This is a genomic window from Thermocrispum municipale DSM 44069 (assembly GCF_000427825.1).
GTDB classification, from domain to species: domain Bacteria; phylum Actinomycetota; class Actinomycetes; order Mycobacteriales; family Pseudonocardiaceae; genus Thermocrispum; species Thermocrispum municipale.
This window is the reverse complement of sequence record NZ_ATYT01000003.1, coordinates 104,238-129,945: the sequence shown is the minus strand read 5'-3', so window position 1 is coordinate 129,945 and position 25,708 is coordinate 104,238. Positions and strand designations below refer to the sequence as shown.

Here is a 25,708-nt window from a genome sequence, read left to right as displayed (position 1 = left end):
ATCGGGGTCATCATTTCGTAGGACGTGACGGATGAGCGTCGTGTGCTGAGATAGGGGCGTGCCCAGCCCGCTGTCCATCTACCGCACGCTCAGTTCGTGGCAGCAGGACGCGGTCATCGCCGCGAGCACGTTCCTGCTCGGCTGCCTGCTCTACGCGACCGACTTCTATCGGCTGTTCAGCCCGCCCGAGCAACCGCTGCCTCGGTGGCACGTCGTGGTTTTCGGCCTGTTGTGTCTTGTCGAGTTTATGCGGCGCCGAGCCCCCGGCACCGGGCTGGCCATCGGCGTGGCGCTGCTGGCCGTCGACGCGGCACTCGGGTTGACCCTGCCGGCCGTGGTGGCGTTCTCGGACCTGCTGTATGCGGCGACCCTGTACGGCTCGCGGCAACTCAGCCGAGCGATGGTGCCGGCGGCAGCGGTGACCACCATCGGCGGGCTGGCCCTGGCGCTGATGGTGGCGCCGGACTGGCGCACCGCGGTGGCCGCGGCGGTGGCGGCGGTGCCGTTCGTCGTGGTCCCGGTCTGGTGGGCGATGAACATCCGGCAGCAGCGGGAGGTCGCCGAAACGGAGCGCGCCAACGCCGAGCAGCTGGCGCGAATCGCGCAACTGGACCGGCAAGCGGCGGTGGCTGCCGAGCGGGCTCGTATGGCGCGCGACCTGCACGACGTCGTCGCAGGCCACCTCTCCGCGATCGCCATCCAGTCCGCCGCGGCACTGGACATGGCGGAACGACCTGATCGGGCGGGCCAGGTGACCACCGTTCTGCAGGCAGTGCGAGACAACAGCGTGGCCGCCCTTGCCGAGATGCGCGCGATGATCGGACTGCTCCGCGCCGAAGGAGCGGAAGCCGACGGCATGGCCGTGCCCGCGGGCCTTGCCGATCTGACCAAGCTGGTGGAGTCGGCGCGAGCCAGCGGCTCGACGGTCGACGTCCGGATCGAGCTGGACGAGTCGGCCGAGTTGCCCGCCGCGGTCGACCTCACGGCCTACCGCATCGCCCAAGAGGCGCTGACCAACGCGGTCAAGCACGCGCCCGGGTGCCATACCGAGCTGATGCTGCGGCAACGCGACGGGAAGGTGGACATCACGGTGACCAACGAGCTGTCCGAGGCGACCGGCAAGATCGGCGCATCAGCCACCGACGGCGTCGGGCTGATCAGCATGCGTGAGCGCGCGGAGGCGGTCGGCGGCACGGTACGCGTCGGGCCCGGCGGGCGGGGCTGGATGGTGTCGGCCCAGCTCCCGCTGAACGCCTCGGGCCTCGCCGAGGCGCGAGGTGCCCGATGACCATCCGGGTATTGCTGGCCGACGACCACAGCGCGATTCGCGCAGGACTGGCGATGGTCCTGGACGGGGCCGACGACATCACCGTGGTCGGTGAGGCCGCGGACGGCAATGCCGCGATCCGGCAAGTGCGCGCGCTGCGACCGGACGTGGTGCTGATGGACGTCCGGATGCCCGGACTCGACGGCATCGCGGCCACCCGGGAGATCACCGCGCTCGGTGGCTGCCAGGTTCTGGTGCTCACCACGTTCGACCTGGACGAGTACGTCTACGGCGCGCTGCGTGCGGGCGCGGCCGGATTCTTGCTCAAGTCGGTCGAGCCTGCGCGGCTGGTCGAAGCCATCCGTTCGGTGGCCGCGGGTGACGGGGTCCTCGCGCCGCAGGTCACCCGCACGCTGATCGACGCGTTCGCCGCGAACAGCCGCCCTGAGCCCGCACCACCCACCGGACTGGACGAGCTCACCGAGCGGGAACGAGACGTCCTGGAGTGTCTGGGGGCCGGGCTGTCGAACGCGCAGATCGCCAGAAAACTCATGATCGGCGAGACCACGGTGAAAACCCACGTGTCGCGGGTGCTGGCCAAGCTCGGCGTGCGGTCCCGGGTGCAGGCGGCCATCCTGGCCAGCGAGATCGGCGCGGTGACCGCCACCCCGCATGCCGATACGGGTGGCTCGTCGAGCGACCCCACATGACTCACCGATCAGCTCGGCACCCAGGTGTAACTAACGCCACGCCTGCCAATTCGGACGTGTCATGACACATTTCGCCATCGGGGATGCGGTGGACCCGGGGATCTTCTAGCGTTCCCCGCATGACAAGCGCGTTTCGCCGCACGATCAACGTTTCCACCGTGCTGAAAAGAGGGCAAAACCCCGACGGCCTGCGCAAACGCCTCGGAGCCAAGGACATGATCGGCTTCGGCGTCGGCATCATCATCGGCACCGGCATCTTCACCCTGGCCGGTGTCGAGGCGAAACAACATGCCGGGCCCGCGGTGACGCTGTCGTTCCTGATCGGCGCTGTGGTCGCCTGTCTCGCCGCGGTCTGCTACGCCGAGCTGGCCTCCAGCGTGCCGACCGCGGGCAGCGCCTACACGTATGCGTTCGCCACCCTCGGCGAGGGGTTCGCCTGGATCATCGGCTGGGACCTGCTGCTGGAGTTCTCCCTCGGCGCCGCGGTGGTCTCCCGTGGCTGGTCCGGCTACCTGGCCGATCTGTTCGGGCTACCGCCTGAGCTGTTCGGCGAGGAAGCCGTGGTGAACATCGGCGCGGTGCTGATCCTGGCCGTCCTGACCGTGGTGGCCGTGGTGGGTATCAAGATGTCGGCGCTGTTCACCAACACGTTGGTGGTCGTCAAGCTCACCGTGTGCGTGCTGGTGATCGGTATCGGCGCCTTCTTCGTCACGTCCGCCAACTGGAGCCCGTTCATCCCCGAGTCCCGCACGGCCGAGTCACCGGACGTGCTCAAGCAACCGATCATCGAAGCGGGACTGGGTATCGAGCCGACCATGTACGGCGCGATCGGTCTGCTGACCGCTGCCGCCGTGGTGTTCTTCGCCTACACCGGCTTCGAAGCGCTGGCCAACCTCGGGGAAGAAGTGCGGCGGCCGCAACGAGACATGAAGATCGGTCTGCTCGGCGCGCTGAGCATCTGCGCGTTGCTCTACATCGGGGTCTCCCTGGTGCTGACCGGCATGGTCCCCTACGCCGAGATCGACTCCGGCGCGCCGTTGGCCAAGGCGTTCGACGCCGTCGGCCTGTCGTGGGTGGGCGGCATCATCTCGCTGGGTGCGGTCACCGGCCTGACCTCGGTCATCCTGGTCCAGCTGGTCACCATCGGGCGGATCGGCTTCTCCATGGGCCGCGACGGTCTGCTGCCGCGCCAGCTGGGCACCGTGCACCCGAAGTGGGGCACGCCGCACCGTGTGACCATCGGTGCCGCCGTCCTGGTCGGCGCGCTGGCCGCGCTGGTGCCGATCGACGAGCTGGCGGACATGGTCTCCATCGGCGCGCTGTCCGCGATGATCATCGTGGCGGTCGCGGTGCCGGTCCTGCGCAGGCAGCGGCCCGAGCTGGAGCGCCCGTTCAAGGTGCCGTTCTCCCCCGTCGTCCCGGTGCTGGCGGCGGTGTCCTGCCTGTATTTGATGCTCAACTTGGACGTCATCACGTGGCTGCGGTTCGGCGCGTGGCTGGTGATCGGGATGGTCATCTACTTCACCTACAGCCGTCGGCACTCGCGGCTCGCCCCGGGTAACGGCGGCGACGTGGCCGAAGAGGAGAACGTTTCAGCAGGCTGACCGGTCGACGCCTCACCCATCCGCACTTGACCTTGCACGTGCATTCTCGCTAGGAATGTGGTTTGCCAAGCGACGGATGGGTGAGGCGTGACTGGACCGGAGCATCATGGGGTGCCGTCCGATTACGTGACGGTCGAGGTGGTGGCCGACCACCCATGCTCTGCGCTGTGGGAGGTCCTCGGCCAGCCTGAGCTGTACCCACGGTTCTTCCGTGGCCTTGGCACGATCACGCGGTTGTCCAACAACACGGGCGACCCGCACTACTCGATCTCCGCGGTGTCCGCAGGCGGGCATCCCGCCGAGTACCTGGGCCGCCTGGTGACCAACCGGCCCGAGGAGAAGCTGGTGCTGGCCGGTGTGGGCGAGGCGGACAGCTGGGTGTCCGTGACGCTGTCGGAGGCCGACTCCGGCGGCACCAAGATCACCGTCGTACTGGCCAAGCCGCAAGGTGTGGAGTTCGGTGGCCAGCACGGTCGGACCGCGATCCAGCGCTGGGTCCGCGAGGGCTTGAAGCGGATCGACGACTACCTGTCCGGGGTCCCGGACTTTCCGATCACCACCGGCGGCTCGGCGGCAGGTCTGCAGCGCAAGATCCTCTCCACGCTGGTGGAGGCCGGTGTCGTCGAAGCGTCGCATCCGATCCGCGGGCTGCGTCAGCTCAGCAGGCTGCGTCGCTGGGGATTCACCGTGGCCGGCGGCTACGCCTCCGCCGCCGCGCGCAACCCGGACAACATCGCGATCATCGACGACCGCACCACGCTGACGTTCGCCGAGCTGTACGACCGGTCGCAGCGGCTCGCCAAGGCCATCGCCGAGATGGGGGTGGACTGCCAGGCCACGGTCGGCATCATGGCGCGCAACCACAGCGGATTCGTGCAGGCCGCGATCGCGTGCGCGATGATCGGCTGCGACGCCGTGCTGTTCAACACCGGGCTGGCCAGCAGGCAGATCGAGCAGCTGGTCGATCGCCATGACATCCGGGTGCTGTTCACCGACGACGAGTTCGAACCGCTGGTGCAGTACCTGCCACCGACGGTGCGCAGGATCAGCACCATCTCCCCCACCGACATCGAGGGCAGGACGACGCTCGACGAGCTGATCGAGAACGCCCCGAAAGGTCACCTGCGCGCACCGGAGCGGGAAGGTTTGCTGATCGTGCTGACCTCCGGCACGACCGGCACCCCCAAGGGCGCCAAGCGCGCGACCCCGGCAGGCTGGATCAGCATCGCCGCGATGCTGTCGGTGCTGCCGCTGCGGGCCGAGGACACCATGTTGATCTCCGCGCCGATCTTCCACACGTGGGGTCTCGGCGCGCTGCAGATCAGCACGCCGCTGCGCGCCACCGTCGTCCTGCAGGACCGCTTCGACCCGGAGAAGTGCCTGCAAGCGATCGACGAGCATCGGGTCACCGCGCTGATGGCGGTGCCGATCATGCTGCAGCGCATCCTCAACCTGCCCGCGAAGGTGCGCGCCAAGTACGACACGTCAAGCTTGCGCATCGTGGCCAGCAGCGGATCGGCCATGCCGGGCAGCCTGGTCACCGAGTTCATGGACACCTTCGGCGACATCCTCTACAACTTCTACGGCTCGACCGAGGTGTCCCAGGCCGCGACCGCGGGACCGACGGATCTCCGGGTCGCTCCGACGACGGCCGGCCATCCCCCGCTGGGGTCGACCGTGGCCATCCTCGATCGCGACGGGCTGCTCGTTCCGCGCGGCGCGGTCGGCCGCATCTTCGTCGGCAACGAACAGCCGTTCCACGGCTACACCGCGGACACCGACGAGCCGCCGGAGGTCAAGGACGCTCTGATGGACACCGGCGACGTCGGTTATCTGGACGCCGACGGCAGACTGTTCGTCTCCGGCCGCGACGACGAGATGATCATCTCCGGTGGGGAGAACGTCTTCCCGCGCCCGGTCGAGGAGGCGTTGGCGGCACTGCCGCAGGTCGCCGAGGTCGCGGTGGTCGGGGTGCCGGACCAGGAGTACGGCCAGCGGCTGGCGGCGTTCATCGTGCCCAAGCCCGGTGCCCGGCTGGATCCGGCAATGGTGCGTTCCTACATCCACCAGCGACTCTCCCGGTTCTCCGTGCCGCGCGACGTCACGTTCCTGACCCGGTTGCCGCGCAACACCACCGGCAAGATCCTCAAGCGGCTCCTGGTGGACCGCGTCTCGCACTAGGGCGGCTCGCCCGGCCCGTCGTCCGCACGGGACCGAACCAGCAGTCCGCACACCACGGCGAGAATTCCCACCGCCTCCACCGCCGACGGGACCTGCGCGAGAACGACGAGTCCGATCACCGTGGCCGTCACCGGCAGCAGGGCAAGAAGCAGGGCGAACGACGTCTGCCCGACCCGCCGCAGCACGACCTGGTCGAGGCCGTACGGCACCACGGTGGACAACACGCCGACCCCGACGCCGACGAGCAGCAACTCGGCCGATCCCCAGACCGGGCCGGTGCCGATGGCCAGCGGCGACAGCACCACGGTCGCCACCGTCAGCCCGACGGCGAGGCTGTCCTGACCGGACACCCCTTGCGGCGCGAGAGCCACCCGCTTGCCGAGAACGATGTAAGCCGCCCAGGCCGCCGCGGCCGCGAGCGCGAACACCACGCCGAGCGGGCTGCCGCGCAGCTGCACGTCCGCGATGAGCACCACGCCGACGGCAACCAGGCCGAGTGCCCCCACGTCACGCAGGCGCCGCGAGCCGAGGGCGGCGACGGCGACCGGCCCGGCGAACTCCACGGCCACTCCGGTCCCCAGTGGCAGCCGGGCGATCGCTTCGTAGAACACCACGTTCATGCCCGCGGTCACGGTGCCGAACGTTCCGGCAAGCAGCAGGGCCTTGCCGCGCCAGGCGGCGCGGGACGGCCTGCGCCACACGAGCAGCACGATCGAGGCGCCGAGACACCGTAACCAGGCGACGCCTGCGGGCGAAACGACGTCGAACAGGAACACCGCCAACGCCGCGCCGAGGTAGAGGGAGATTCCGCTGATAACGAACAGAGCCGGTGCCGGAGCCTGGGCCAAGGCATGTTTCACCGGTATACGCCTCACCCTGCGCATGGTGCCTGACGTGCGCAAACAGCCGATCGGCGGGGTAAGAATCCGGCTGTTCGGAGTATCACGGAAGGCTCACGGCCTGCTCACGCGTGACTATCGTCCCAGCTTTGTGGGAACACTTGCCCCACGAAATTCGTCTGCAAGAGTAGAGGTAACGCACCCCCGCGTTACGCGCTGGCATCGCCGATGCCGGGACGGATGGAGGGAGACCTCAATGACCCCATCGACACTCACCCGCCCCGCCCTGACCGCCCTCGACCGTTGCGACCGCTGCGGAGCGGCCGCGAAGGTTCGCGCCGTCCTGCCCACGGGCGGCGAGCTGCTTTTCTGCGGCCACCACGCGCGCCAGCACGAGTCCAAGCTCAAGGAGCTGGAAGCCGAGGTTCAGCGGGGCTGACAACCGGACAGTAAGGCCTACCGCGGGGCGGGGATCCAGCCAGGGTCCCCGCCCCGCGGCATTTGCCCGGAGGGGGCGCTGACGGTGGTCGCCCGGGCGGATGCGGCATGGTCGGGTACAGGGTGGCTGCGGCCTGCACCAAGACGCGTTGTGGCCGACGCCGAGACGCGTAGTCGCCGACGCCGCCGGACGCACCGCCAGACGGGCTGCGGGCGGCACTACCGGACGCGCTGCCGTTGCGGCTGGACCACCAGACGGGCTGCGGCTGCGCCCGTACCGCAAGATGTGTTGCGGGCGGCACTACCGGACGCGCTGCCGTAGCGGCCGAACCGCCGGACGTGCCGCGGCCGTACCGTCAGACTTTCTGCCGCCGGCATCGCGAGACGCGCCACGGGTGCTGTCGCACCGCCAGACGCGTTGCGCCCGGCACCACCAAACACGCCGCGACCGCGGTGCTGCGATCGACCGCGGGGATTCCCACGATCAGGTCCAGCGGACGGTCCTGCCGGCGCTGCGCGCTGTGCGGCACTCAGCTCGCCCTGCCCTGTCCCCTACCAGCTGCGTAGCGTGGCGATCCGCTCCTCGAGCTGCTCGATCGTCGCCATCGCGGTCGGAGGTCCACCGCACGCCGCGCGCAGCGCCGCATGGATCTGCCCGTGCGGCTTGCCCGTCCGGTGGTGATACACCCCGACCAGAGCGTTCAGCTCCTTGCGCAGGGCCTTCCGGCGCTCGCTCGCGCTGGCCGGGCCCGCATTGCGCGGCGCAGGCTCCGGCTTGGCCTCGGCGGCCTGCTTGGCCTTCCGCCGCTCCGCCGCCAATTGCTCCTCCTGCCGCTTACGCAGCAGAGCCCGCACGTGCTCCGGCTCGAGTAAGCCCGGCAGCCCCAGGTACTCCTGTTCCTCCTCGGATCCGGCGAACGCCGCCGTGCCGAACGAGTTCCCGTCGTAGATGACCTGGTCCAGTTCGGCCGAAGCGTGCAGCGACTGAAAGCCCTTCTCCTGCTCCCCCGGCTCGTCCCGGCGCGCGTTCGCGGCGGCCACCAGCTCGTCGTCCCAGCCGTCCTTCTCCCGGTGCGGCTTGCCGAGCACGTGGTCCCGCTGCGCCTCCAGCTCGCTGGCGAGCTCGAGCAGCACCGGCACGCTCGGCAGGAAGATGCTGGCCGTCTCCCCCGGTCGCCGCGACCGCACGAAACGCCCGACGGCCTGCGCGAAGAACAGCGGAGTCGACGCACTGGTGGCGTAGACGCCGACGGCGAGGCGCGGCACGTCCACGCCCTCGGACACCATTCGGACGGCGATCATCCACTTGTCGTCGGACTCGGCGAACTCACCGATCTTGCGCGTGGCGCTCGGGTCGTCGGACAGGACGAGCACCGGGTCCACACCGGTCTCCCGGCGCAGCAGCTTCGCGTAGGCGCGCGCCGACTCCTGGTCGCTGGCGATCACCAGTCCGCCGGCGTCCGGGATGCCCGACGCCCGCAGCTGCTCCAGTCGCACGTCGGCGGCGTGCAGCACGGACGGCACCCACTCGCCCGCGGGGTCCAGCGCGGTCCGCCACGCCCGCGCGGTCTGCTCGGCAGTCAGCGGTTCCCCCAGGCGCGCGGTGAACTCCTCCCCCGCACTGGTGCGCCACTGCGCCTCGCCCGAGTAGGCCAGGAAGACCACCGGTCGCACGACGCCGTCCGCGAGCGCCTCGGCGTAGCCGTAGGTGTGGTCGGCGACGCTGCGCAGTGAGCCGTCCCCGGTCGGTTCGTAGCGGACGAACGGAATCGGCGAGTCGTCGCTGCGGAACGGCGTACCGGTCAGCGCCAGCCGCCGCACCGCGGGCGTGAACGCCTCGCGGATGGCATCGCCCCACGAGCGGGCGTCTCCACCGTGGTGGATCTCGTCCAGGATGACCAGCGTCCGACGATTCTCGGTGCGCACCCGGTGCAACGTCGGATGGGCGGCCACCTGCGCGTAGGTCAGGGCCACCCCGCGGAAGTCCGACGAGACGGCGCCGTCGGAATTGCGGAAGTTCGCGTCGATGGCGATCCCGGCCTCGGCCGCGGACGCCGCCCACTGGTGCTTGAGGTGCTCGGTCGGCGTGACGATGGTGATGGCGTCCACCGTGCGATCGGACAGCAGCTCGCCGGCGATCCGCAAACCGAACACCGTCTTACCGGCACCGGGCGTCGCCACGGCCAGGAAGTCCCGCGGCTTGGTGGCCAGGTACTTCGTCAAGGCGCGCCGCTGCCAGGCACGCAACGGGCGGACGGTGGCGTCGTTGGCTGCTTCCGGCGCGACGAACGCGTCCTGGGACAAGCCGATCCTCCTCGCAGGCTCGTGCCCGTCAGGGCGCAACAACACACGTAGGACACACGAAGACCCTCACGAACCGGGTACCGTCGACGGTGACGGGCACACTGCGGCGGCTCGCCCGGTCGCTTGATTCGATCGACCGGCCTGTCGAGCACGCGCGTGAGGGCGCTCGACGAGCGTACCTGGCACCCCCACCGAGGGGCCGGGGTGGACACGCCGAGAATGTCACCGAGCCAAAGTGGCTCGAATGGAGCATGCTAGACCCGCTATGACGACACAGGGCGAGCAGAATTCGGCTGACCAGCCGCCCGCGCGCCGCAAAGGCATAGGCAGGCTCATCGGGCGCACGTTGCAGAAGGCGTGGGACGGCAACTTCTTCTCCGAATCCGCGGAAGCGGGATTCTGGCAAGCGCTGTCGCTGGCCCCGCTGATGCTCGGTCTGCTCGGGCTGCTCGGCTACGTGGAGGACTGGTTCGGCCGGGACGTGGCCGACCGGGTCGGTGAGCAGATCCTCGCGTTCTGCGAGAACATTTTCAGCGACGAAGTCGTCCGCAACATCGTGGCGCCCACCGTCGAGGACATGCTCACCGAGGGCAAGGGCGCGATCGCCTCGGTCGGTTTCGTGATCGCCCTGTGGGCCGGCTCGTCGGCCATGTCGTCGTTCGTCGACGCCATCACGGTCGCGCACGACCAGTACGGGGTGCGCAACAGTGTCTGGCAGCGCATCTTCGCGTTGCTGCTGTACGTGGCCAGCCTGATCCTGCTGCTCATCGGCCTGCCACTGATCGCCATCGGACCCGAGCTGCTGCCGGAGCTGTTCCCGGCCGATGTGCGGGACGAGATCGCCACCTGGGTGTCGGTGCTGTACTTCCCCACCCTCGGCGTGCTGATCGTGCTCGCCCTCGCCACGCTCTACAAACTCGCGCTGCCCCGCAAACTGCCCTGGCACCGCGGACTGCCCGGCGCGATCCTGGCCATGGCCATCTTCCTGCTGGCCAGCTCGGGCCTGCGGTTCTACCTGCAGGTGATCACCGCGACCGGCTACACCTACGGCGCGCTGGCCACGTTCGTGGCGTTTTTGTTGTTCTTGTTCTTCATCGGCATGGCCATCGTCGTGGGGGCGTACTTCAACAGCGCCATCCAGGAGCTGTGGCCGGCCAAGCCGACCCGGCGGCAGCGCCGACGGTGGCGCAAGCTCGAGCTGGAACGCGCCAACGAGAAACTCAAGGCGGACAGCAACCGCTCCCTGTGGGAGCGGACCACCGCACCGCTGCGCAGGCCGAATCACGGAGCGCAACGCGACACCAACGCGCAGCCCGAGACGAACGCACAGGACACCAGCCAACAAGCCACGGCGCGCGAAGCGGCTACTGACAACCAGGGGTCACCGCGCCGGGACGACAACACGCCGCCCGGGGACGACCCCGGCCGCGGCGGGCAGACTCAGTCGTTGTCGTCGCCGCCCGGCGGCAAGCCTTCGTAGATCTCCTTGCACCGCGGGCACACGGGCGACCCCGGCTTGGGCGACTTGGTCACCGGGAACACCTCACCGCACAGCGCCACCACGTGCGTACCGAGGACCGCGCTCTCGGCGATCTTGTTCTTGCGCACGTAGTGGAATACTTCCGGCGAGTCGTCGTCGGTGGCGTCGGTGCCTTCCGGTCGTGTGTCGACGTCGGGGAGAACCTGAGTAGTAGCCACGAGTCCATTTTGCCGCACCTCGGGGGATGGTCGACAGCGCCCCGTGCCGGTACGGCGATCGCGGGCCCGCGCGGTGGCGGGGCGGTGCATCGGCGCAGCGGTCGGGCGGGTTGCCCCGGGTCCGGCCGGTACGGGTGGTCCCAGCCGGCTCGCTACCCGAACGCGAAGATCATCGCCGGCCGGACCCGGTCCCCACGGTCGGGTGGCACAGCGGCACTTTCGCGCGGTGGGCCATGATGCGTGCGTGCGCATCGAGATGTCGAACGAAGTGGCCGACGCGATCTCCGCCGGACGCGCCGTCGTCGCATTGGAGTCCACGCTGCTGGCTCATGGTTTCCCGCCGGGCGACAACCTCGCCATCGCTGCCCAGCTGGAGCGGACCGTCCGCGAGGAAGGCGCCGTCCCGGCCACGATCGCCGTCCTCGACGGCAAGCCCACGGTCGGGCTCACGGCCGACCAGATCCACACGCTGTGCACCAGCGACGACGTGGCCAAGCTGTCGTTGCGTGACCTCGGCCCGGCAATCGGTCTGGGCCGGACCGGAGCCACCACCGTGGCCGGCACGGCCGCGTTGGCACACGCCGCGGGGATCGGCGTGTTCGCCACCGGTGGCCTCGGCGGAGTGCACCTCCCGGCGGGCGACGACCCGGTGAGCTGGGACGTGTCGGCGGACATCGGCGTTCTGGCCGCTACCGGAGTGCTGGTGGTCAGCTCGGGCGTGAAGTCGGTGCTCGACATTCCGGCCAAGCTGGAAGCCCTCGAGACACGATCGGTCCCGGTGGTCGGTTATCGCAGCGACGACTTCCCGGCGTTCTACCTCCGCTCCTCCGGGCACCGTGTGCCGTGGCGAGTGGACAGTCCCGCGGAGGCGGCGGCCGTCTTCGCGGCGCATCGCGAGCTCAGTGACTCCGGGATGCTGCTGGCCAACCCGGTGCCCACGGATGCCGAGATGGACCACCGGCTGCACGACCGCCTGCTCGCCGAGGCGATGGAGATCCTGCGCAGCCGCGACGTCCGTGGATCGGACGTCACCCCGGTGATGCTGGAACACTTCCACCGGGCCAGCGACGGCGTCAGCGTCGCGGTGAACGAAGCGCTCGTACTGTCCAACGCGCGGGTGGCCGCGCAGGTCGCCGTCGAGCTGGCCGGCTAGCTAGCGCACTCCGTCCAGGATCGCGTGTAGCGTCCCCGGCCCGACGACGGCCGCGCCTGCCCGGCCGACCAGGTCGCGCAGCTGCCGGTCGGCGGTCACCACGACCACGTGATCGTCTGCGCATTCGCCCCGAATCCGCTCGACCTCGTCGACGATCGCCGAATCACCGTCGCGAGGAGCGGAGACGACCTCGACGCCATCGACCGGATCGGTCGAGCGTGCGGCTCCCTCCACCACCAGCGTCACGTGCGGCCACCAGCCGAACTGCCCCCAACCCGGCAGGGCGTCGTGGCCGGCGGGTACGCCGCAGCGAGCGAGCAGCGCCAGCTCGTCCCGGAGACGCGCGGCCGCTCCTGCCCGGTCCTTCCACCAACCGTCGGGTCGCGAGCCCACCACGTTGGCGGCGTCCACCACCAGCACCAGCTTGCGGCCGAGCTGCTCGCGCAGCGTCGGCCACGCTTTGGCGAACTCGCTGTGCAGCGGGTAATCCGCGACCTCGTCCGGCTGCACCCAGCGCATGCCTGCCGCTTCCGCGGACACCGCGCGAGCGGCAATCGGGCGACGGACCGTGGCCAGCACGGTGGTGTACCGCCAGTTTCCGTGATCGACCACCACGCTCGCGGTCGGCCGCACCGCGTCCGGCGGCACTCCGGCTTCCTCCTGGGCTTCGCGGATCGCGGCGTCCCACGGCGTCTCGGTGCTCCGCATGGCACCGCCGGGCAACGCCCACGTGCGGCCTTGATGCACCCAGCGCGCTCGGTGCTGCAGCAGCACGCCGCGCTTCGGATCGCTCAGCAACAGCCCCGCGGCGCCGTGCCTGCCCCAGTGCCACTGGCCGCACGAACACCGGACGAAGCCGTCGCCGTCATCCATTCCGCAGTCTTCGCCCTCTCCACGCACCCGGTTCTCCGGTGACCGCCTCCCTGGCCAGCAGCGCCCCGCCGACGATGGCGGCGTCGTCACCCAGCTGCGCCGTGCGGATCCTGGCCAGCGGCCGGTTACCCGCCCCTGTCACCACCCTGGCGTAGTGTTCCCGCGCTTCGTCCAGGAACAACGTCGCCGACTCCGACACGCCACCGGCGATCACCACGATTTCAGGGTCGTAGATGTCGGCGACCAGCGCCAGCCCCTCCCCCAGCCATCTGGCCAGGTCGGCCATCGCCATCATGCCGATCTCGTCGCCGTCCCGTGCCGCCGCGGCGACCCGCCGCCCGGTGACCGCACCTGGATCGCCGGCGGCTTCCCTGGCCAGCACGGTCGACCGGCCCGGGTAGCGCGACAGCAGCTCGAGCGCCGTCATGGCCAGCGCGGTCCCACTGCAGTACCGCTCCCAGCAGCCGCGCTTGCCGCACGAGCACTGGCGGCCGTCCGGCACCAGGCGCAGATGACCCAGTTCGGGGGCCACCCCATGGGCCCCGCGATAGATCTCGCCGTCGAGCAGCAGGCCGCATCCGATTCCGGTCCCCAACGCCACCAGCGTGACGACCGACGCTCCCGCTGCTGCTCCGTAGACGTACTCGGCCAGCGCCGCGGCGTTCGCGTCGTGCTCCAGCGTCACCGGAAGCTCGGTGCGGGACGAGATCCGTGCCGCCACCGGCACCTGCCGCCAGGCCAGGTGCGGCGCGAACTGCACGGTCTTGCCGTCCGGCGCGACGAACCCGGCGACGCTCAGGCCGACCGCGGCGACCGGGTGCTCCCGGCGCAGCTTCGCGATGACCCCGACGATGGCCTTTTCCAACGCGGTCTCGTCGTCCGGCGTCGCGACCCGGCAACTGTCGATGATCGCACCCCGCTCATCGACAACTCCGGCCCGAACGCTCGTTCCTCCGACGTCGACCCCAATCGTGACTGTGTTCAGCGCAGTCGCTCCCCGTTCTCGGACTTCCGCACCGCGACACGCTGTACGCGCGGGGAGGAACGGCGCCGGCTTCCGTTCGCCGACGCCTCGGCGGCAGGCGTGGCCTCCGGCTCCGACTCCGGCGCAGCGTCCGTCGCCGTGGGGCCGTCGGAAGTCCGCGGGTCGAATCCCGGCATGTGCACACCCTGTTCCGGATGCCAGCGGTCGGCCAACACCGCGCGGAGCAGGGAGACGGCCTGGGCAGCCTGTTCGCACGCCCGAGCGCTGAACTCCGGACCCTGGCTCTTGGCAATGGTGGCCGCGGTGCAGATGGGACACCAACCAACACAGTGCCGCTCCGCCGAGTGCTCCAAGCCGTCGGACTCACCCGTGCGGAGCCGCTCCAGCCATGGCGCGGATCGCTCGATGATCATCTCGATGAGCAGCCGCAACTCGTGACCGAGGGTCCCCGCGGCCGCGGTGTCCGTTTCGTCGGACCCAGCAGTGCTCATCGGATCTCCTCCGGTTCGCCCAAGTGGACCACTATGCCTTCGGCGTCGGATTCCGCGCCCACGACCGCGCAGGATCGTAACAGCCTGGGCAGAGCCACCAACCGGCGGAAACCGTCGATTGTGATGGCCAAATCATCGTCCACCCTGGCCAGATCGACGTCGGTGCCGGGATCCAGCGGCACCGCGATCCGCAGCCGGTAACCGCCGCGGGGGTTGGCGGTGATGTGCATCATCGCGGCTTCGCCGTGGTCCTTGGCCTCGCCCATCGGGGCCAGTGGGTCGCCGCCGCGGTAGAGCTGCTGCGAGATGTCCGCCAGCGCGTCCAGGCCGACCGGTTCCTCGGCCCGATGCTCGACGAGGGTCAGCTCGGGCATGCCGACGCCGCGCAGCTCGGCGAGCACTTCGTCCTGCTGCTTGCGCCGGGCCCGCAGCCAACTGGCCGCGCCACCGCGCCACATGCCCGGCGCGGGCATCAGCCGGTTGGCGATCAGGCCGTCCACCTTGATGCCGCGCAGCGCCAGCGCGGTCAGGGTCCGGCGGGTTTCGGCCACCACGACGCGCTCCGGGGTGAGCACCAGGCGGACCGAGGTGATCTCGTGGTCGGTGAGCAGATCGCGCAGGCTTTCCAGATGTCTGCCGAGCTGGGCCACCGAGCTCGCCACGCCGCGCTTGGTGCGACTGGACGAGCCCTGCCACGGCTGCCAGCCGTAGAGGCGGCGCAAGTAGGCCGCGATGGCCTCGGGCAGCGCCAGCAGCCGCAGTGTCTCGGCCGTCGGGCCGCAGTCCACCACCACGCTGTGCCAGTGCTTGGTCATCGCCAGCCTGCGGACCTCGGTCAACGCCAGCAGTTCGTCGATGCCGGGCAGCACGGTCAGCTCTTCGGCGTCCAGCGCGTCCAGACCCGCGCCCGCCAGGGCGTCCCGCAGCTGCCGCCGCAGCTCCTCCCACGCCGCGTCGACCAGATGGCGGGAGTCGATCTGCACGCCGTCCAGGCGCCGGGTGACCTCTTTCGGCTCCGGCCCGAGCGGCACACCGTAGGCGTCGGCCAGCGAATGCGCCGGATCGGTGGAGATCACCAACGTCCGGCGTCCGTGTGAGGCGAGCGTGGCACCCGTCGCCGCGGCCAACGTCGTCTTCCCGACGCCGCCCTTCCCGGTGAACAGCAACAACCGCACGTCTCGCCGCCCCCTCAGCTCGACTCTGCTCGGCGCTTGAGCTCCTTCAGCGCGATGTCCATGATCACCTTCTCCGCCTTGCGGCGCAGCAGACCGATCATCGGCAGCGCCAGCTCGACCGACAATGTGTAGGTGACCTCGGTGGACGTACCGTCCCCCAGCGGGCGCAGCGCGTACTCGCCGCTCTGCGCGCGCTGCATCTGGCCTTGCACCAGGTGCCAGTTGACCCGCAGGCCATCCGGCGCCCAGTCGTAGACCAGCGTGTACACGTCTTGAACCGGGCCCGCGTCGAGGGTGAATTTCACCCGGGACGCCCGGCCTTGGTCATCACGCTCCAGCACCTCGGTCCGGCGCACCGCCTTGGCCCACTCGGGGTAGGACTCCAGGTCGGCGATCACCGCCATGATCCGCTCGGCAGGCGCGTCGACCACGATCGACTGGGTCGACTCATCGGGCATGTACAGCAGCGTACTGTGCGTCGGGCGACTGCGATGACAGGCAGGGGCTCGCGGCGCGAGCAGTTACGCCGACGAAACGTCAACCCACTGGCCGCCGATGAGCCGCTCGGGCCCGCCGGCGGGCGGCCCGCGGCGCTACCACCTGAGCACGAACGGCTGCTCGCGCTGCCGGAAGTGCCCCACGTTGCAGCACTCGGTGCGGCCGATACGCATGCGGGCAGCCAGCGGCTGATGGACATGCCCGAACACCGACCACCGCGGCTGGTGCCGCCGGATCGCTTCGGCCACGCCGGCCGAGCCCGGCTCCACGCGGCGCGCCACCACGTCGTAGGTCAACTCCGGCACGTGCGGCGGGATGTGCGTGCACAACACGTCGACCTCGCCCATCGACTCCAGGCCGGCGGCGAACTCGTCGGCGCTGCGCATGTACGGCCGCCAGGCAGCCTTCGACCGCGGGCGATAGCCCGGCGGCCGCAACGTCCCGCCGACGAAGCCGAAACGGAGCCCGCCGATGGTCGCCACGCCGCCGTCGATCACCTGCACGTTCTCCCCCGCGTACTCCGGCCACAGCGACGGCAGGTCGACATTGCCCGGCGTGGCGTACACCGGCACCGGGCACGCGTTGAGCACGCCGAACATCTCCTCGTATTGAGCGCGAATGGCCTCCTCGACCGCGCCGGCCGGGTCGCGCAGACTGTCCCACAACGAGCGGGAGTACGCCACCGTTCGCTCCCGGTCACCTTTCGCCCGTAGCTGGGCGAACACGGCGACCTTCTCCGCGCCGAACAGCATGCCCAGGATCCCCCGCGAATGGTCGTGGTAGTCGACGAAGTCCAGCAGGTCGCCCAGGACGACCAGCGCGTCCGCCCGGTCGGCGGCGCGCGCCAAGGCCTTGGCGTTGCCATGAACGTCGGACACGATGTGGACTCGCACGCGGATCCTCTCGCTACAGCTTCGGCGGCACCCCGGGGCGCCTGCCGTCTTCCAGGGTCTGCTTCAGGCTCAACGCCAGCTGTTTGGCGGCCCTGGCGCGCCGATCGGCGGCGCGGGCCAGCTGGCGCCGGGTGTACTTGCCGGGCGGGCTGGCGCGCAGGAAGTAGTGCAGCACCGTCCCGTCCAGCACCTGCTCGCACCACACCTCCATGGTGCCGACCAACGCCCCGGTGACGGTCCACCGCAGGCCTTCGTCGCCCCGGTCGGCGTAGACGGTCAGCTGCAGGTCGGGCCAGTACCGCCGCCACGCACGCGGATCCTTGAACACCGCCGCCACAGTGGCCGGGGGCACCGCGATGAACGTCTCGTCCACCAGGTCGATCGCGGGCGTCTCCGGCACAGCGTCTGACTGCTCAGCCACGTGTGCAGCATCCCACAACCGAGGTGAGCGGCATCAGCAAGCGCGGCAGGATCACCGAACGGGCTCGTATACTCGCCTGGCTCGCCGATCCCTTCCTGCCGGATGTCCCGTGAACCTGTTCGAGACCACGCGCCAAGCGTTGATGACCGTGCTGCGGGCCGACCGGGTCGAGGTGGACCCGCCGCCGCGCACGTTGGCCAAACACGCCGTCAAGCGGCACGTGGACCGCGTCGAACTGCGCGCGGAAGGAGTTCCGATCGACGACGACGGCGGCAAGATCGAGGTTCTGCACGTCGTCGCGCACGACGTACGGCTGCGGCTCTCCTGGCGGAAACCGACCGTGTCCATCGGCGAAGCACGGTTCACCGCCCAGCTCAGCGAACGACAGCTCACCGCGCTGATCCCGCTGCCGCCCGGGGTGGATCGGCTGACGATCACCGAGGACGGCGTCACCCTGCACACCATCGCGGGCCTGCCGATCGCGACGGTGGTCCGCATGGAAGGCCCGCACAAGGTGCACGTGGCCCCGACGGCGCCCCCGAAGGTGCCGTTGTTGGACCGGTTCGGCATCGACATCGCACTGCCGAAGCTGACCCCCAGCCCGCTACTCGACCAACTCGTCCGCGTCGGCCGCACGTTCGAGTTGCCCGAACTGCCCGCGGGCGCGCTGGTGGAGGAGATCGAGCCGTTGGACGGCGCCATGCGCTTCTCCGGCACGGTCGACCTGCTCCCGGTGTGAAACACCGCGGTCGGTGTGTCCGGTGCCGCAATGTTCGCGGCACATCACGCCAGGGCGATCGTCTGCCCCCGCCGACAGGACGTCGATCGTCCAGTCCCGTTCCCGGACGCCGTCACGCCAGGCCGGTCACCCAGTCCTGCACCACCTGTTCGAGGATCGACATCGGCAGCGGACCGGCGCTCAGCAGGACGTCGTGGAACTCCCTGATGTCGAACCGCTCGCCCAGTCGCGCCTGCGCGCCTGCCCGGAGGCGTTGGATCTCCAGGCGCCCGACCATGTACGACAGCGCCTGGGCGGGTACCGCGGCGTACCGGTCCACCTCAGCCTCGATCTCCAACGGCGCCATCGGTGTGCGCTCGCGCAGGAAGGTGACCGCTCGCTCGCGGCTCCAGCCCTGCGCATGCAGACCGGTGTCGACCACCAGGCGAGCGGCGCGCATCGAGTCCTGCACCAACATGCCCAGCCTGGCCAGGTCGTCGGTGTACAGCCCCATCTCGTCCGCGAGCCGCTCGGCGTAGACCGCCCAGCCTTCGTCGTAGGCGTCCACGGTGGCGATCCGCCGCAGCAACGGGAGGTCACGAAGACCACGTGCGGTGGTGACCTGGAAGTGGTGCCCCGGGATCGCCTCGTGGAACGCGATGGCCTCGGACAGGTACCGATAGCGCTGCTGGGCATCGGTCACGTTGAGGTTGTAGATGCCCGGGCGGGAGCCGTCCAACGGTGGTGGCGTGTAGAAAGCCGTCGATCCGCCGCTCGCCTCGGCCGGAGGTACCGGGCGAACCTCGATGTGGTTCGTCGGGACGTGGCCGAACCACGACGGCACGGCCTTCTCCGCCCGCACGATCGCGTCCCTGGCGGCTCGCAACATCTCGTCGCCGTCGGTCCAGCGCAGCCCCGGATCAGTGCGGAGGCGCTGGAAGATCTCGTCGATCGACGTCGTGCCGAACACCTTCTTGCCCAGCGCGGCATATTCGGCGTTGAGCTTGTCCAGGATGTCCAGACCGGACTGGTGCAGCTCCTCGGCTGGCCGGTCCGTCGTGGTGTACACGCGGATCAGCGCCGCATAGCGCGTTTCGCCCTCCGGCTGCCACCACAGACCCGATTGCCCGTCCGGCCGCGCCGCAGGAAGCAGCTCATCCACCAGGAACTGGCGGTAGCGGGCATACGCCGGCCGCACCACGTCGGTGACCAGCGCGTCGCGACGCTGCTCGAAGCCGCTGACCTCGACCTGGGGAGTCACCGCGCGCAGCGGGTCGTGATGCGCGTTCAGGTAGCGCTCGACGTAGGCGATCCCGCCCCGTACCAGGAATCCCGGCGGCGCCAGCCCGTGCTCGACCCCGGCGCGCTGGCGCTCGGCCATCGTCTCCAGGTAGCGCGGCAGCGCCGCCAGCCGCTCGAGATACCCCTCGGCCAGCTCGCCGTCGGTCACCGTGATGATCGGCAGGGCCACCAGCGGCCACAACGCGGGCGAGGACAGGCCGTCGCTGACCGAGAACTCCTCACTGCGGACCTCGATCTCCGCGGCAAGCGCCACCGCCTGCTGCACGATCAGTTCGCGGGTGATCCGCTCCTGCTCGGTCAGCACGGTCGGATCCACCGCCGTGGCCGCCCGCGCGATGGCCAGCACCGCGTTCTTGGTCCGTTGCCGTGCCTGCTCGGAGTAGTCGGTGAGCCGGTGGTGCGGACCGGGCAAGCCCAGCAGTGACGCCTCGATCGGGTAGGCCTCGAACCGGGCGGCCACCAGCTCGTCGGCGAGCGAGGCGATCTCCTCGCGCGGACCCCAGTCGCCGCTCATGATCGGCTGGACCACTCGCTGACCAGGGCGTCCAGCACGCCCAGCGGAACGGCTCCGCTGCCCAGCACCACGTCGTGGAACTGGCCGATGTCGAACCGTTCGCCCATGCGTTCCTGCGCTGCCTTGCGCATCCGCAGGATCTCCAGGCGGCCGACCATGTAGGACAGCGCCTGGCCCGGGTAGGCGATGTAGCGATCGACCTCCGCCTCGATCTCCACCACCGGCATCGGGCTGTTCTCGCGCAGGTAGTCGATCGCCTGTTGTCTGCTCCAACCCTTGGCGTGCAGGCCGGTGTCCACCACCAGCCGCCCGGCACGCAGGGAATCCATGCTCAGCATGCCGAGCAAGGCCACGTCGTCGGAGTACAACCCCATCTCCTGAGCCAAGCGCTCGGTGTAGAGGCCCCAGCCTTCGACGTAGGCGTTGAAGCCGCTGACCCGGCGCAGCAGCGGGATGTCCGCCAGCCCCTGGGCGAGGCTGATCTGGAAGTGGTGCCCGGGGATGGCCTCGTGGAACGCGGTGACTTCCGCGGTGTGTTTGAACCGCTCGGTGACCTGGTAGGTGTTGGCGAAATACGTCCCGGGCCTGCTGCCGTCGGTGGACGGGGCCATGTAGTAGGCCGCCGGTGCGCCCGGCGCGGCCGCGGCGGGGACCTCCTCCACCACCCATGGCTGGGTCGGGATGCGTCCGAACCATCGCGGCGCGGCCTCCTCGGCGCGACGGATCGCGGCATTGGCGTGCGCGAGCAGTTCTTCGGCCGACGACCAGCGCAGCGCCGGATCGGTGCGGAGCCGGTGGAAGATCTCGGCGAGATCGCTGGTGCCGAACGCCCGCGAACCGATCTCGGCGTACTCGTCGGCGAGCTGTGCGACGAGGTCCAGCCCGACCTGGTGCAGCTCCTCCGGGTCCCGGTCGGTGGTGGTGTGCACCCTGGCCAGCAACCGATACGCCTGGTCACCGTCGGGCAACCAGGTCAAACCGGGCTTGTCGGCCGGACGAGCTTCTGGCGCGACGTGCTCGGCCAACCCGTCGCGGTACTCCTGGAGCGCGGGACGCACGACATCGCGCAGAATCTGCTCCCGCTGCTCGGCGAAGTCTCCGACGTCGGTTCCTTCCGGCGGCGTCGGGCGGGCCAGCGGGTCGTTGTCCGGGTCGGCAAGGTGGCGGTCCAGGTGGCGAACGGCGGCCTCGACGAGGTGCGCGACCGGTACCCGGCCGGCCGCCACACCCGCGCGATGCCGCTCCAGCGCACCCCGCAGGTAGCGCGGCACGTCGCGCAGCCGCCCGAGGTACGACTCGGCGTGCTCGGCGCTGGTGACCTGCAGCATCGGGAGCGAGGTGAGCAGGCCCGCGGCCGGCGCGACGAAGATGTCCGAGACGGTGTACTCGACCTCGCGTGCGGCCACCCGGTCCAGATGCGCCTGGGCCAGCGACACCAGCACGTCACGGGTGACCCGGTCCTCGCGGTCGTCCGGGTCCAGCTCCCGGGCGCGACGCAGGATGTCCGCCATCGCCGCGATGCCGCGCTGTTCGTCCTCCTCGGTGATCGGGCCGAGGCCGGGGCGATGCACGTCGACGCCGAGCAGCGCGGGCCACACCGGGTTGAGGTCGAATTCCAGTTGCAGCATTTCCTCGGCCAGCGCGCGGGTTTGCTCGCCGTCCTGCACCGAACGAGCGGGGCTCGACTCGCTCATCGTCCTCCTCGGATCGTCGTAGGCCTGCCGCGAGCTTATCGCCGTACCGTGGCATCCCACGTACCCGCGAACGCTGCTGTAGCGTCTTCACTGTGGCCGTGACCGATCCGATGGACGCCCGTCTGCTGGCGATGCTGGCGGACATGGGCAAAGCCGCTGTGCACGAATTGGCGGCCAAAGTCGGGATGGACCCGCGGGAGGCCGCCTCCCGGTTGATCGCGCTGTCCGGCAGCGGACTGCCGCTGCTGGTCGGGGTGGAGTGCGATCCGCGGGGCATCCGCGCCGCCGTCGCCGGTGCGTGGCATGGCCCCCCGTCCGGCGCGCAGCCGGCTCAGCCGTATCAGCCGCCGAGCGGTGGCTTTCCCGCACAGCCGCAGCAGGGCTCGGGCCCGCACCGGGTGCCGTCCGGTCCCCACCGGGTCCCGTCCGGCCCGCACCAGGTCCCGTCCGGCCCGCACCAAGTCCCGTCCGGCCCGTACCAAGTCCCCGCGAGCTACCAGCCGCAGCAGCCTCCTGGTTACCAACACCCCGGCGTCTCCCAGGCGCATCCGGTGCAGGCGCCGCCTTCTCCGGCGCCCGCCGATCCGGTGATCAGCACGTGGGGGCCGCCGCAGACCGCCGCATGGGCGCGCGGTGATCAGGACTCGTTGGCCGCGCAAGCAGCGAGTGGGCCCCGCACCGGCCGCATCGGTGACGCGCTGCGGAGCGAAGGCCTCGAGGGAGAGCAACTGACCGTGCAGTTGATCGAGGTGCAGGACCCGGCGGATTACCTGTTCGGTGCGGCAGGCTATCGGCTCGAACCCGGTGAGCGCGCCGTCGTCGTGCACACCGAGATCACCAACAACGGCTCGATCCCGTATGTGTCGCTGCCGGACAACTACCTGGAGCTGATCACCGCCGACGGCTCGGCGATCGCCAAGGCGCCGGTGGCACTGACCTCCCGGCCACCGCACAAGATCGGGGTGCAGCCGGGTGAGACGCTGGGTGGGCACACGGTGTACGTGCTGCCGGAATCGACCAGGGTGACCGCAGTCCGGTGGAGCCCGCGTCCTGAGCCGGACCACCGCACGCTGACCTGGACCATCGAGGACTGACGCGTCAGGACTCGTCGCGCAACGTTTGCAGCGCGGCGGCGAGGTCCGGTGGGTACTCCGAGCGGAACTCCACGTACCGGCCGTCCGCCGGATGCGCGAACCCGAGGCTGCGCGCATGCAGCCACTGCCTGCTGAGGTTGAGCTTGCGAGCCAGCACCGGATCGGCGCCGTACGTCAGGTCGCCCACGCAGGGGTGGCGCAACGCGGAGAAGTGCACGCGGATCTGGTGGGTACGACCGGTCTCCAAGCGCACCGACACCAGCGACGCGGACCGGAACGCCTCGATCACCTCGTAGTGGGTGACGCTGGGCCGTCCACCCGCCACCACCGCGAACTTGTAGTCATGGCGCGGATGCCGGTCGATCGGCGCGTCGATGGTGCCTTGTGTGGGGTCGGGATGCCCCTGCACCAGCGCGTGGTAGCCCTTGTCGACCGTTCGTTCCTTGAACGCTCGCTTCAACACGGTGTAGGCGTGCTCGCTCTTGGCGACCACCATGACCCCGGTCGTGCCCGCGTCCAGGCGGTGTACGACCCCCTGCCGCTCGGCCGCGCCGGAGGTGGCGATGCGGATCCCGGCCGCGGCCAGTCCGCCGACCACCGTCGGCCCGGTCCAGCCCGGGCTGGGGTGCACGGCGACCCCGACCGGCTTGTCGACGACCACGATGTCGTCGTCCTCGTGCAGCACGCGCAGACCCTCGACCGGGACCGGTGCCGCGGTGAGCGGCCGCTCCGGCTCGGGCATGGTGACCTCGAGCAGACCGCCCGCGTACAGGCGATCCGACTTCCCCGCAGGCTTGCCGTCCAGCAACACGTCACCGTTGGCCGCCAGTTCGGCGACCACGGTGCGGGACAGTCCCAGCAGCCGAGCGAGTCCGGCGTCCACGCGCATACCGTCGAGCCCATCCGGAACCGGAAGCATGCGCGTGCGGTTCGACGACGGCACCGTCACTGCGCCTCCGGGGCTTCGGGGACCTCGGCGGGCCGCTCCTCGCGCGGCTTGCGCCTGCTGTTCGTTCCGTCGTACTCGTGACCGAGCAGCGTGAGGAGCACGATCAGGATTCCTCCGACGACGATGCTCGAGTCCGCGACATTGAACACCGGCCACACCTCGCCGTTCGGGGCGAACACCGACACGAAGTCCACCACGTGCCCCTGCAGCGGGCCGGGCGCGCGGAAGATCCGGTCGACCAGGTTGCCGAGCGCGCCCGCCAGGACCAGCCCGAGACCGATCGCCCAGCCGGTCGACCGCAGTTTGCGTGCCAACCAGATGATGGCGATGACCACGGCGATCGCCACCAGCGCCAGTACCCACGTCATCCCGGTCGCCATGGAGAACGCCGCGCCGGGGTTACGCAGCAGCTGGAGGTAGACCAGGCCGCCGAGTATCCGCACCGGCTCGCGCCCTTCCAGCGCGTCGACGGCGAGCACCTTGGTGACGACGTCGAGCACCAGCACCACGAGGGCAACGGCCGCTACCAGGCCTACTCGTCGCCTCCGAACCTGCTTCTCGCCCACCACCTAACACTATCGTCGCGGTGGATCGGCCCGACCTCCGACGGTCGGTCTACGCCAGGTGGGGGTAGCCGAGCCGGCTCGGAACGAAAGGTGGTACCGGCACCCGACGGGGTCTGCCATGGTCGCGTGATCCGCCAGATCGATCAGGGGGACCCATGACCAGGCGCTCAACGCTCACCCGCACCGGCCACGTTCTCGCCATCGCAGGCATCCTGTTCAGCGGGGCCACGGCAGCGGTCGCCGCCGAGCCGAGCACGGCCGCACCGGCAGCGGTCGCCGCTCCGGACATCTCCGTTGAGGACGTGCAGGCCCACCTGCAGGAACTGCAGTCGATCGCCGACACGCACGGCAACCGGGCGCACGGCGAACCGGGCTTCAAGGCCTCGATCGACTACCTCCAGGGTCAGCTCGACGCGGCAGGCTTCACCACGACCGTGCAGGAGTTCGACTTCTTCGGGCAGACCGGGTACAACCTGGTCGCCGAGTGGCCCGCGGGTGAGGCGAGCGAGGTGTTGATGCTCGGAGCGCACCTGGACGGGGTGCCCAACGGGCCCGGCATCAACGACAACGGCTCCGGCAGCGCGGCCCTGCTCGAGGTGGCCCTGACCGTCGCGGAGCAGGACCTGCAGCCGTCGAAGAAGCTGCGGTTCGCCTGGTGGGGCGCCGAGGAGCTCGGGCTGGTCGGCTCGACCCACTACGTGGACAGCTTGTCCGACGAGGAGAAGGCGGCCATCACCGGTTACCTGAATTTCGACATGGTCGGCTCGCCGAACGCCGGGTACTTCGTGTACTCGCCGGACGGCCAGCCCGACGGGTCCGCGGAGCTGCAGCAGCCGCTGAACGACTACTTCGACGGCCTCGGCGTGGCGACCGAGGAGGTCGAGATCGGCGGCCGGTCCGACCATGCGGCGTTCGCGGACGCCGGTATCCCGACGGCGGGCACGTTCACCGGCGCCGAGGAGACCAAGACCGCTGAGCAGGCGGAGAAGTGGGGCGGCACCGCAGGCGACGCGTTCGACCCCTGCTACCACCGCAGCTGCGACGACCTGGACAACGTCAACACCGAAGCTCTGGACCGGAACGCGGACGCCATCGCGTACGCGGTGTGGACACACGTCGGGGGTTAGCGGCTGACGCCTCGCTCGTGGGTGGCCGGACGCATCCCGCCCCGGGATCGGTTCTTGGCGGGCCGACGCCCTCACGCCACACCGGGCCCGGACCGGCTGCGCGGGGTTGGTTCCGCACGGGCTCGGCCAGGAGGCTGTCCGCGTCCGACGCGCCGACGGCTCCCCGCACGGGAGTCAGTCACGCACAAACTCGACCGGACAACTGTCCGCGCCC

General features: G+C 70.1%; 24 protein-coding genes. 10 read left to right on the top strand and 14 right to left on the bottom strand.

Features of this window, described 5'->3' with window-relative positions; genetic code table 11:
- The first annotated feature begins 58 nt into the window (after positions 1-58).
- From YWM_RS0100600 to YWM_RS0100585, 4 genes are all read left to right on the top strand, one after another.
- Complete coding sequence (locus YWM_RS0100600; protein ID WP_043659020.1) at positions 59-1,288, top strand: sensor histidine kinase; 1,230 nt, start codon at positions 59-61, stop codon at positions 1,286-1,288.
- Complete coding sequence (locus YWM_RS21540) at positions 1,285-1,977, top strand: response regulator (RefSeq protein WP_052344412.1); 693 nt, start codon at positions 1,285-1,287, stop codon at positions 1,975-1,977. The genes YWM_RS0100600 and YWM_RS21540 overlap by 4 nt, the downstream gene beginning before the upstream one ends.
- Positions 1,978-2,096: 119 nt before the next feature.
- Positions 2,097-3,581, top strand: coding sequence for an APC family permease (locus tag YWM_RS21535; protein WP_052344411.1), 1,485 nt, complete (start codon positions 2,097-2,099; stop codon positions 3,579-3,581).
- A gap of 111 nt (positions 3,582-3,692) precedes the next feature.
- Positions 3,693-5,762 (top strand): AMP-binding protein, encoded by a 2,070-nt coding sequence (locus YWM_RS0100585; protein WP_028849075.1) that lies wholly within the window; start codon positions 3,693-3,695, stop codon positions 5,760-5,762.
- On the opposite strand, the gene YWM_RS0100580 is transcribed toward YWM_RS0100585, so the two are convergent.
- Positions 5,759-6,646, bottom strand: coding sequence for an EamA family transporter (locus YWM_RS0100580; RefSeq protein ID WP_052344410.1), 888 nt, complete (start codon positions 6,644-6,646; stop codon positions 5,759-5,761). The two genes, YWM_RS0100585 and YWM_RS0100580, sit on opposite strands and share 4 nt — an antisense overlap.
- A 211-nt stretch (positions 6,647-6,857) precedes the next feature.
- Between YWM_RS0100580 and YWM_RS0100575 the strand changes: the two genes are divergently transcribed.
- Complete coding sequence (locus tag YWM_RS0100575) at positions 6,858-7,040, top strand: DUF7455 domain-containing protein (RefSeq protein WP_028849073.1); 183 nt, start codon at positions 6,858-6,860, stop codon at positions 7,038-7,040.
- A gap of 551 nt (positions 7,041-7,591) precedes the next feature.
- On the opposite strand, the gene YWM_RS0100565 is transcribed toward YWM_RS0100575, so the two are convergent.
- The gene (locus YWM_RS0100565; RefSeq protein WP_245565868.1) at positions 7,592-9,343 is read right to left on the bottom strand and encodes a DEAD/DEAH box helicase; all 1,752 of its coding nucleotides are present in this window, start codon (positions 9,341-9,343) and stop codon (positions 7,592-7,594) included.
- 265 nt (positions 9,344-9,608) lie between these two features.
- On the opposite strand from YWM_RS0100565, the gene YWM_RS21530 reads away from it, so the two are divergent.
- Positions 9,609-10,823, top strand: a complete 1,215-nt coding sequence (locus tag YWM_RS21530; protein ID WP_245565867.1) for a YihY/virulence factor BrkB family protein — start codon at positions 9,609-9,611, stop codon at positions 10,821-10,823.
- Here the strand turns inward: YWM_RS21530 and YWM_RS0100555 are convergent.
- Positions 10,784-11,041 carry a DUF3039 domain-containing protein gene (locus tag YWM_RS0100555; RefSeq protein WP_028849071.1) on the bottom strand — a complete coding sequence of 86 codons (258 nt, stop codon included), beginning with the start codon at positions 11,039-11,041 and terminating at the stop codon, positions 10,784-10,786. The genes YWM_RS21530 and YWM_RS0100555 overlap by 40 nt on opposite strands.
- Positions 11,042-11,297: 256 nt before the next feature.
- Between YWM_RS0100555 and YWM_RS0100550 the strand changes: the two genes are divergently transcribed.
- The gene (locus YWM_RS0100550; RefSeq protein ID WP_043659238.1) at positions 11,298-12,194 is read left to right on the top strand and encodes a pseudouridine-5'-phosphate glycosidase; all 897 of its coding nucleotides are present in this window, start codon (positions 11,298-11,300) and stop codon (positions 12,192-12,194) included.
- Here the strand turns inward: YWM_RS0100550 and YWM_RS0100545 are convergent, their stop codons facing one another.
- The 7 genes from YWM_RS0100545 to YWM_RS0100515 form a co-directional block, all read right to left on the bottom strand.
- Positions 12,195-13,067, bottom strand: a complete 873-nt coding sequence (locus YWM_RS0100545; RefSeq protein WP_028849069.1) for an NUDIX domain-containing protein — start codon at positions 13,065-13,067, stop codon at positions 12,195-12,197.
- Entirely contained in the window at positions 13,060-14,052 is a 993-nt protein-coding gene (locus YWM_RS21525; RefSeq protein WP_211232412.1) for an ROK family protein, read from the bottom strand. Before YWM_RS21525 ends, YWM_RS0100545 begins: the two co-directional genes overlap by 8 nt.
- Entirely contained in the window at positions 14,049-14,543 is a 495-nt protein-coding gene (locus YWM_RS26355; RefSeq protein WP_169720943.1) for a hypothetical protein, read from the bottom strand. The genes YWM_RS21525 and YWM_RS26355 overlap by 4 nt, the downstream gene beginning before the upstream one ends.
- Positions 14,540-15,718, bottom strand: coding sequence for an ArsA family ATPase (locus YWM_RS0100530; RefSeq protein WP_028849067.1), 1,179 nt, complete (start codon positions 15,716-15,718; stop codon positions 14,540-14,542). The genes YWM_RS26355 and YWM_RS0100530 overlap by 4 nt, the downstream gene beginning before the upstream one ends.
- Positions 15,719-15,732: 14 nt before the next feature.
- Positions 15,733-16,176, bottom strand: a complete 444-nt coding sequence (locus YWM_RS0100525; protein ID WP_028849066.1) for an SRPBCC family protein — start codon at positions 16,174-16,176, stop codon at positions 15,733-15,735.
- Positions 16,177-16,311: 135 nt separating this feature from the next.
- Positions 16,312-17,109: a metallophosphoesterase family protein gene (locus YWM_RS0100520; protein WP_028849065.1), complete on the bottom strand. Its 798-nt coding sequence runs from the start codon at positions 17,107-17,109 to the stop codon at positions 16,312-16,314.
- A gap of 13 nt (positions 17,110-17,122) precedes the next feature.
- On the bottom strand, positions 17,123-17,530 hold the full coding sequence (locus YWM_RS0100515) for a hypothetical protein (RefSeq protein WP_028849064.1): 408 nt from the start codon (positions 17,528-17,530) through the stop codon (positions 17,123-17,125).
- Positions 17,531-17,639: 109 nt separating this feature from the next.
- Between YWM_RS0100515 and YWM_RS0100510 the strand changes: the two genes are divergently transcribed.
- Positions 17,640-18,269, top strand: a complete 630-nt coding sequence (locus YWM_RS0100510) for an LmeA family phospholipid-binding protein (protein WP_028849063.1) — start codon at positions 17,640-17,642, stop codon at positions 18,267-18,269.
- A 112-nt stretch (positions 18,270-18,381) separates the two neighbouring features.
- Here YWM_RS0100510 and YWM_RS0100505 read toward each other — a convergent pair whose 3' ends face one another.
- Entirely contained in the window at positions 18,382-20,064 is a 1,683-nt protein-coding gene (locus YWM_RS0100505; protein ID WP_043659231.1) for a DUF885 domain-containing protein, read from the bottom strand.
- Positions 20,061-21,758: a DUF885 domain-containing protein gene (locus tag YWM_RS0100500; RefSeq protein WP_052344409.1), complete on the bottom strand. Its 1,698-nt coding sequence runs from the start codon at positions 21,756-21,758 to the stop codon at positions 20,061-20,063. The genes YWM_RS0100505 and YWM_RS0100500 overlap by 4 nt, the downstream gene beginning before the upstream one ends.
- Positions 21,759-21,850: 92 nt before the next feature.
- Between YWM_RS0100500 and YWM_RS0100495 the strand changes: the two genes are divergently transcribed.
- On the top strand, positions 21,851-22,852 hold the full coding sequence (locus YWM_RS0100495; protein ID WP_028849060.1) for an AsnC family protein: 1,002 nt from the start codon (positions 21,851-21,853) through the stop codon (positions 22,850-22,852).
- Between the two features lie 4 nt (positions 22,853-22,856).
- Here the strand turns inward: YWM_RS0100495 and YWM_RS0100490 are convergent, their stop codons facing one another.
- Both YWM_RS0100490 and lspA read right to left on the bottom strand, forming a co-directional pair.
- A complete protein-coding gene (locus tag YWM_RS0100490; protein ID WP_028849059.1) occupies positions 22,857-23,771 on the bottom strand; it encodes an RluA family pseudouridine synthase in 915 nt (304 codons plus the stop codon).
- Between the two features lie 26 nt (positions 23,772-23,797).
- Positions 23,798-24,367 carry a signal peptidase II gene (gene lspA / locus YWM_RS21515; RefSeq protein WP_052344408.1) on the bottom strand — a complete coding sequence of 190 codons (570 nt, stop codon included), beginning with the start codon at positions 24,365-24,367 and terminating at the stop codon, positions 23,798-23,800.
- Between the two features lie 155 nt (positions 24,368-24,522).
- Here lspA and YWM_RS0100480 point away from each other — a divergent pair, with 155 nt between their 5' ends.
- Positions 24,523-25,494 (top strand): M28 family metallopeptidase, encoded by a 972-nt coding sequence (locus tag YWM_RS0100480; RefSeq protein ID WP_028849058.1) that lies wholly within the window; start codon positions 24,523-24,525, stop codon positions 25,492-25,494.
- Positions 25,495-25,708: the final 214 nt, after the last annotated feature.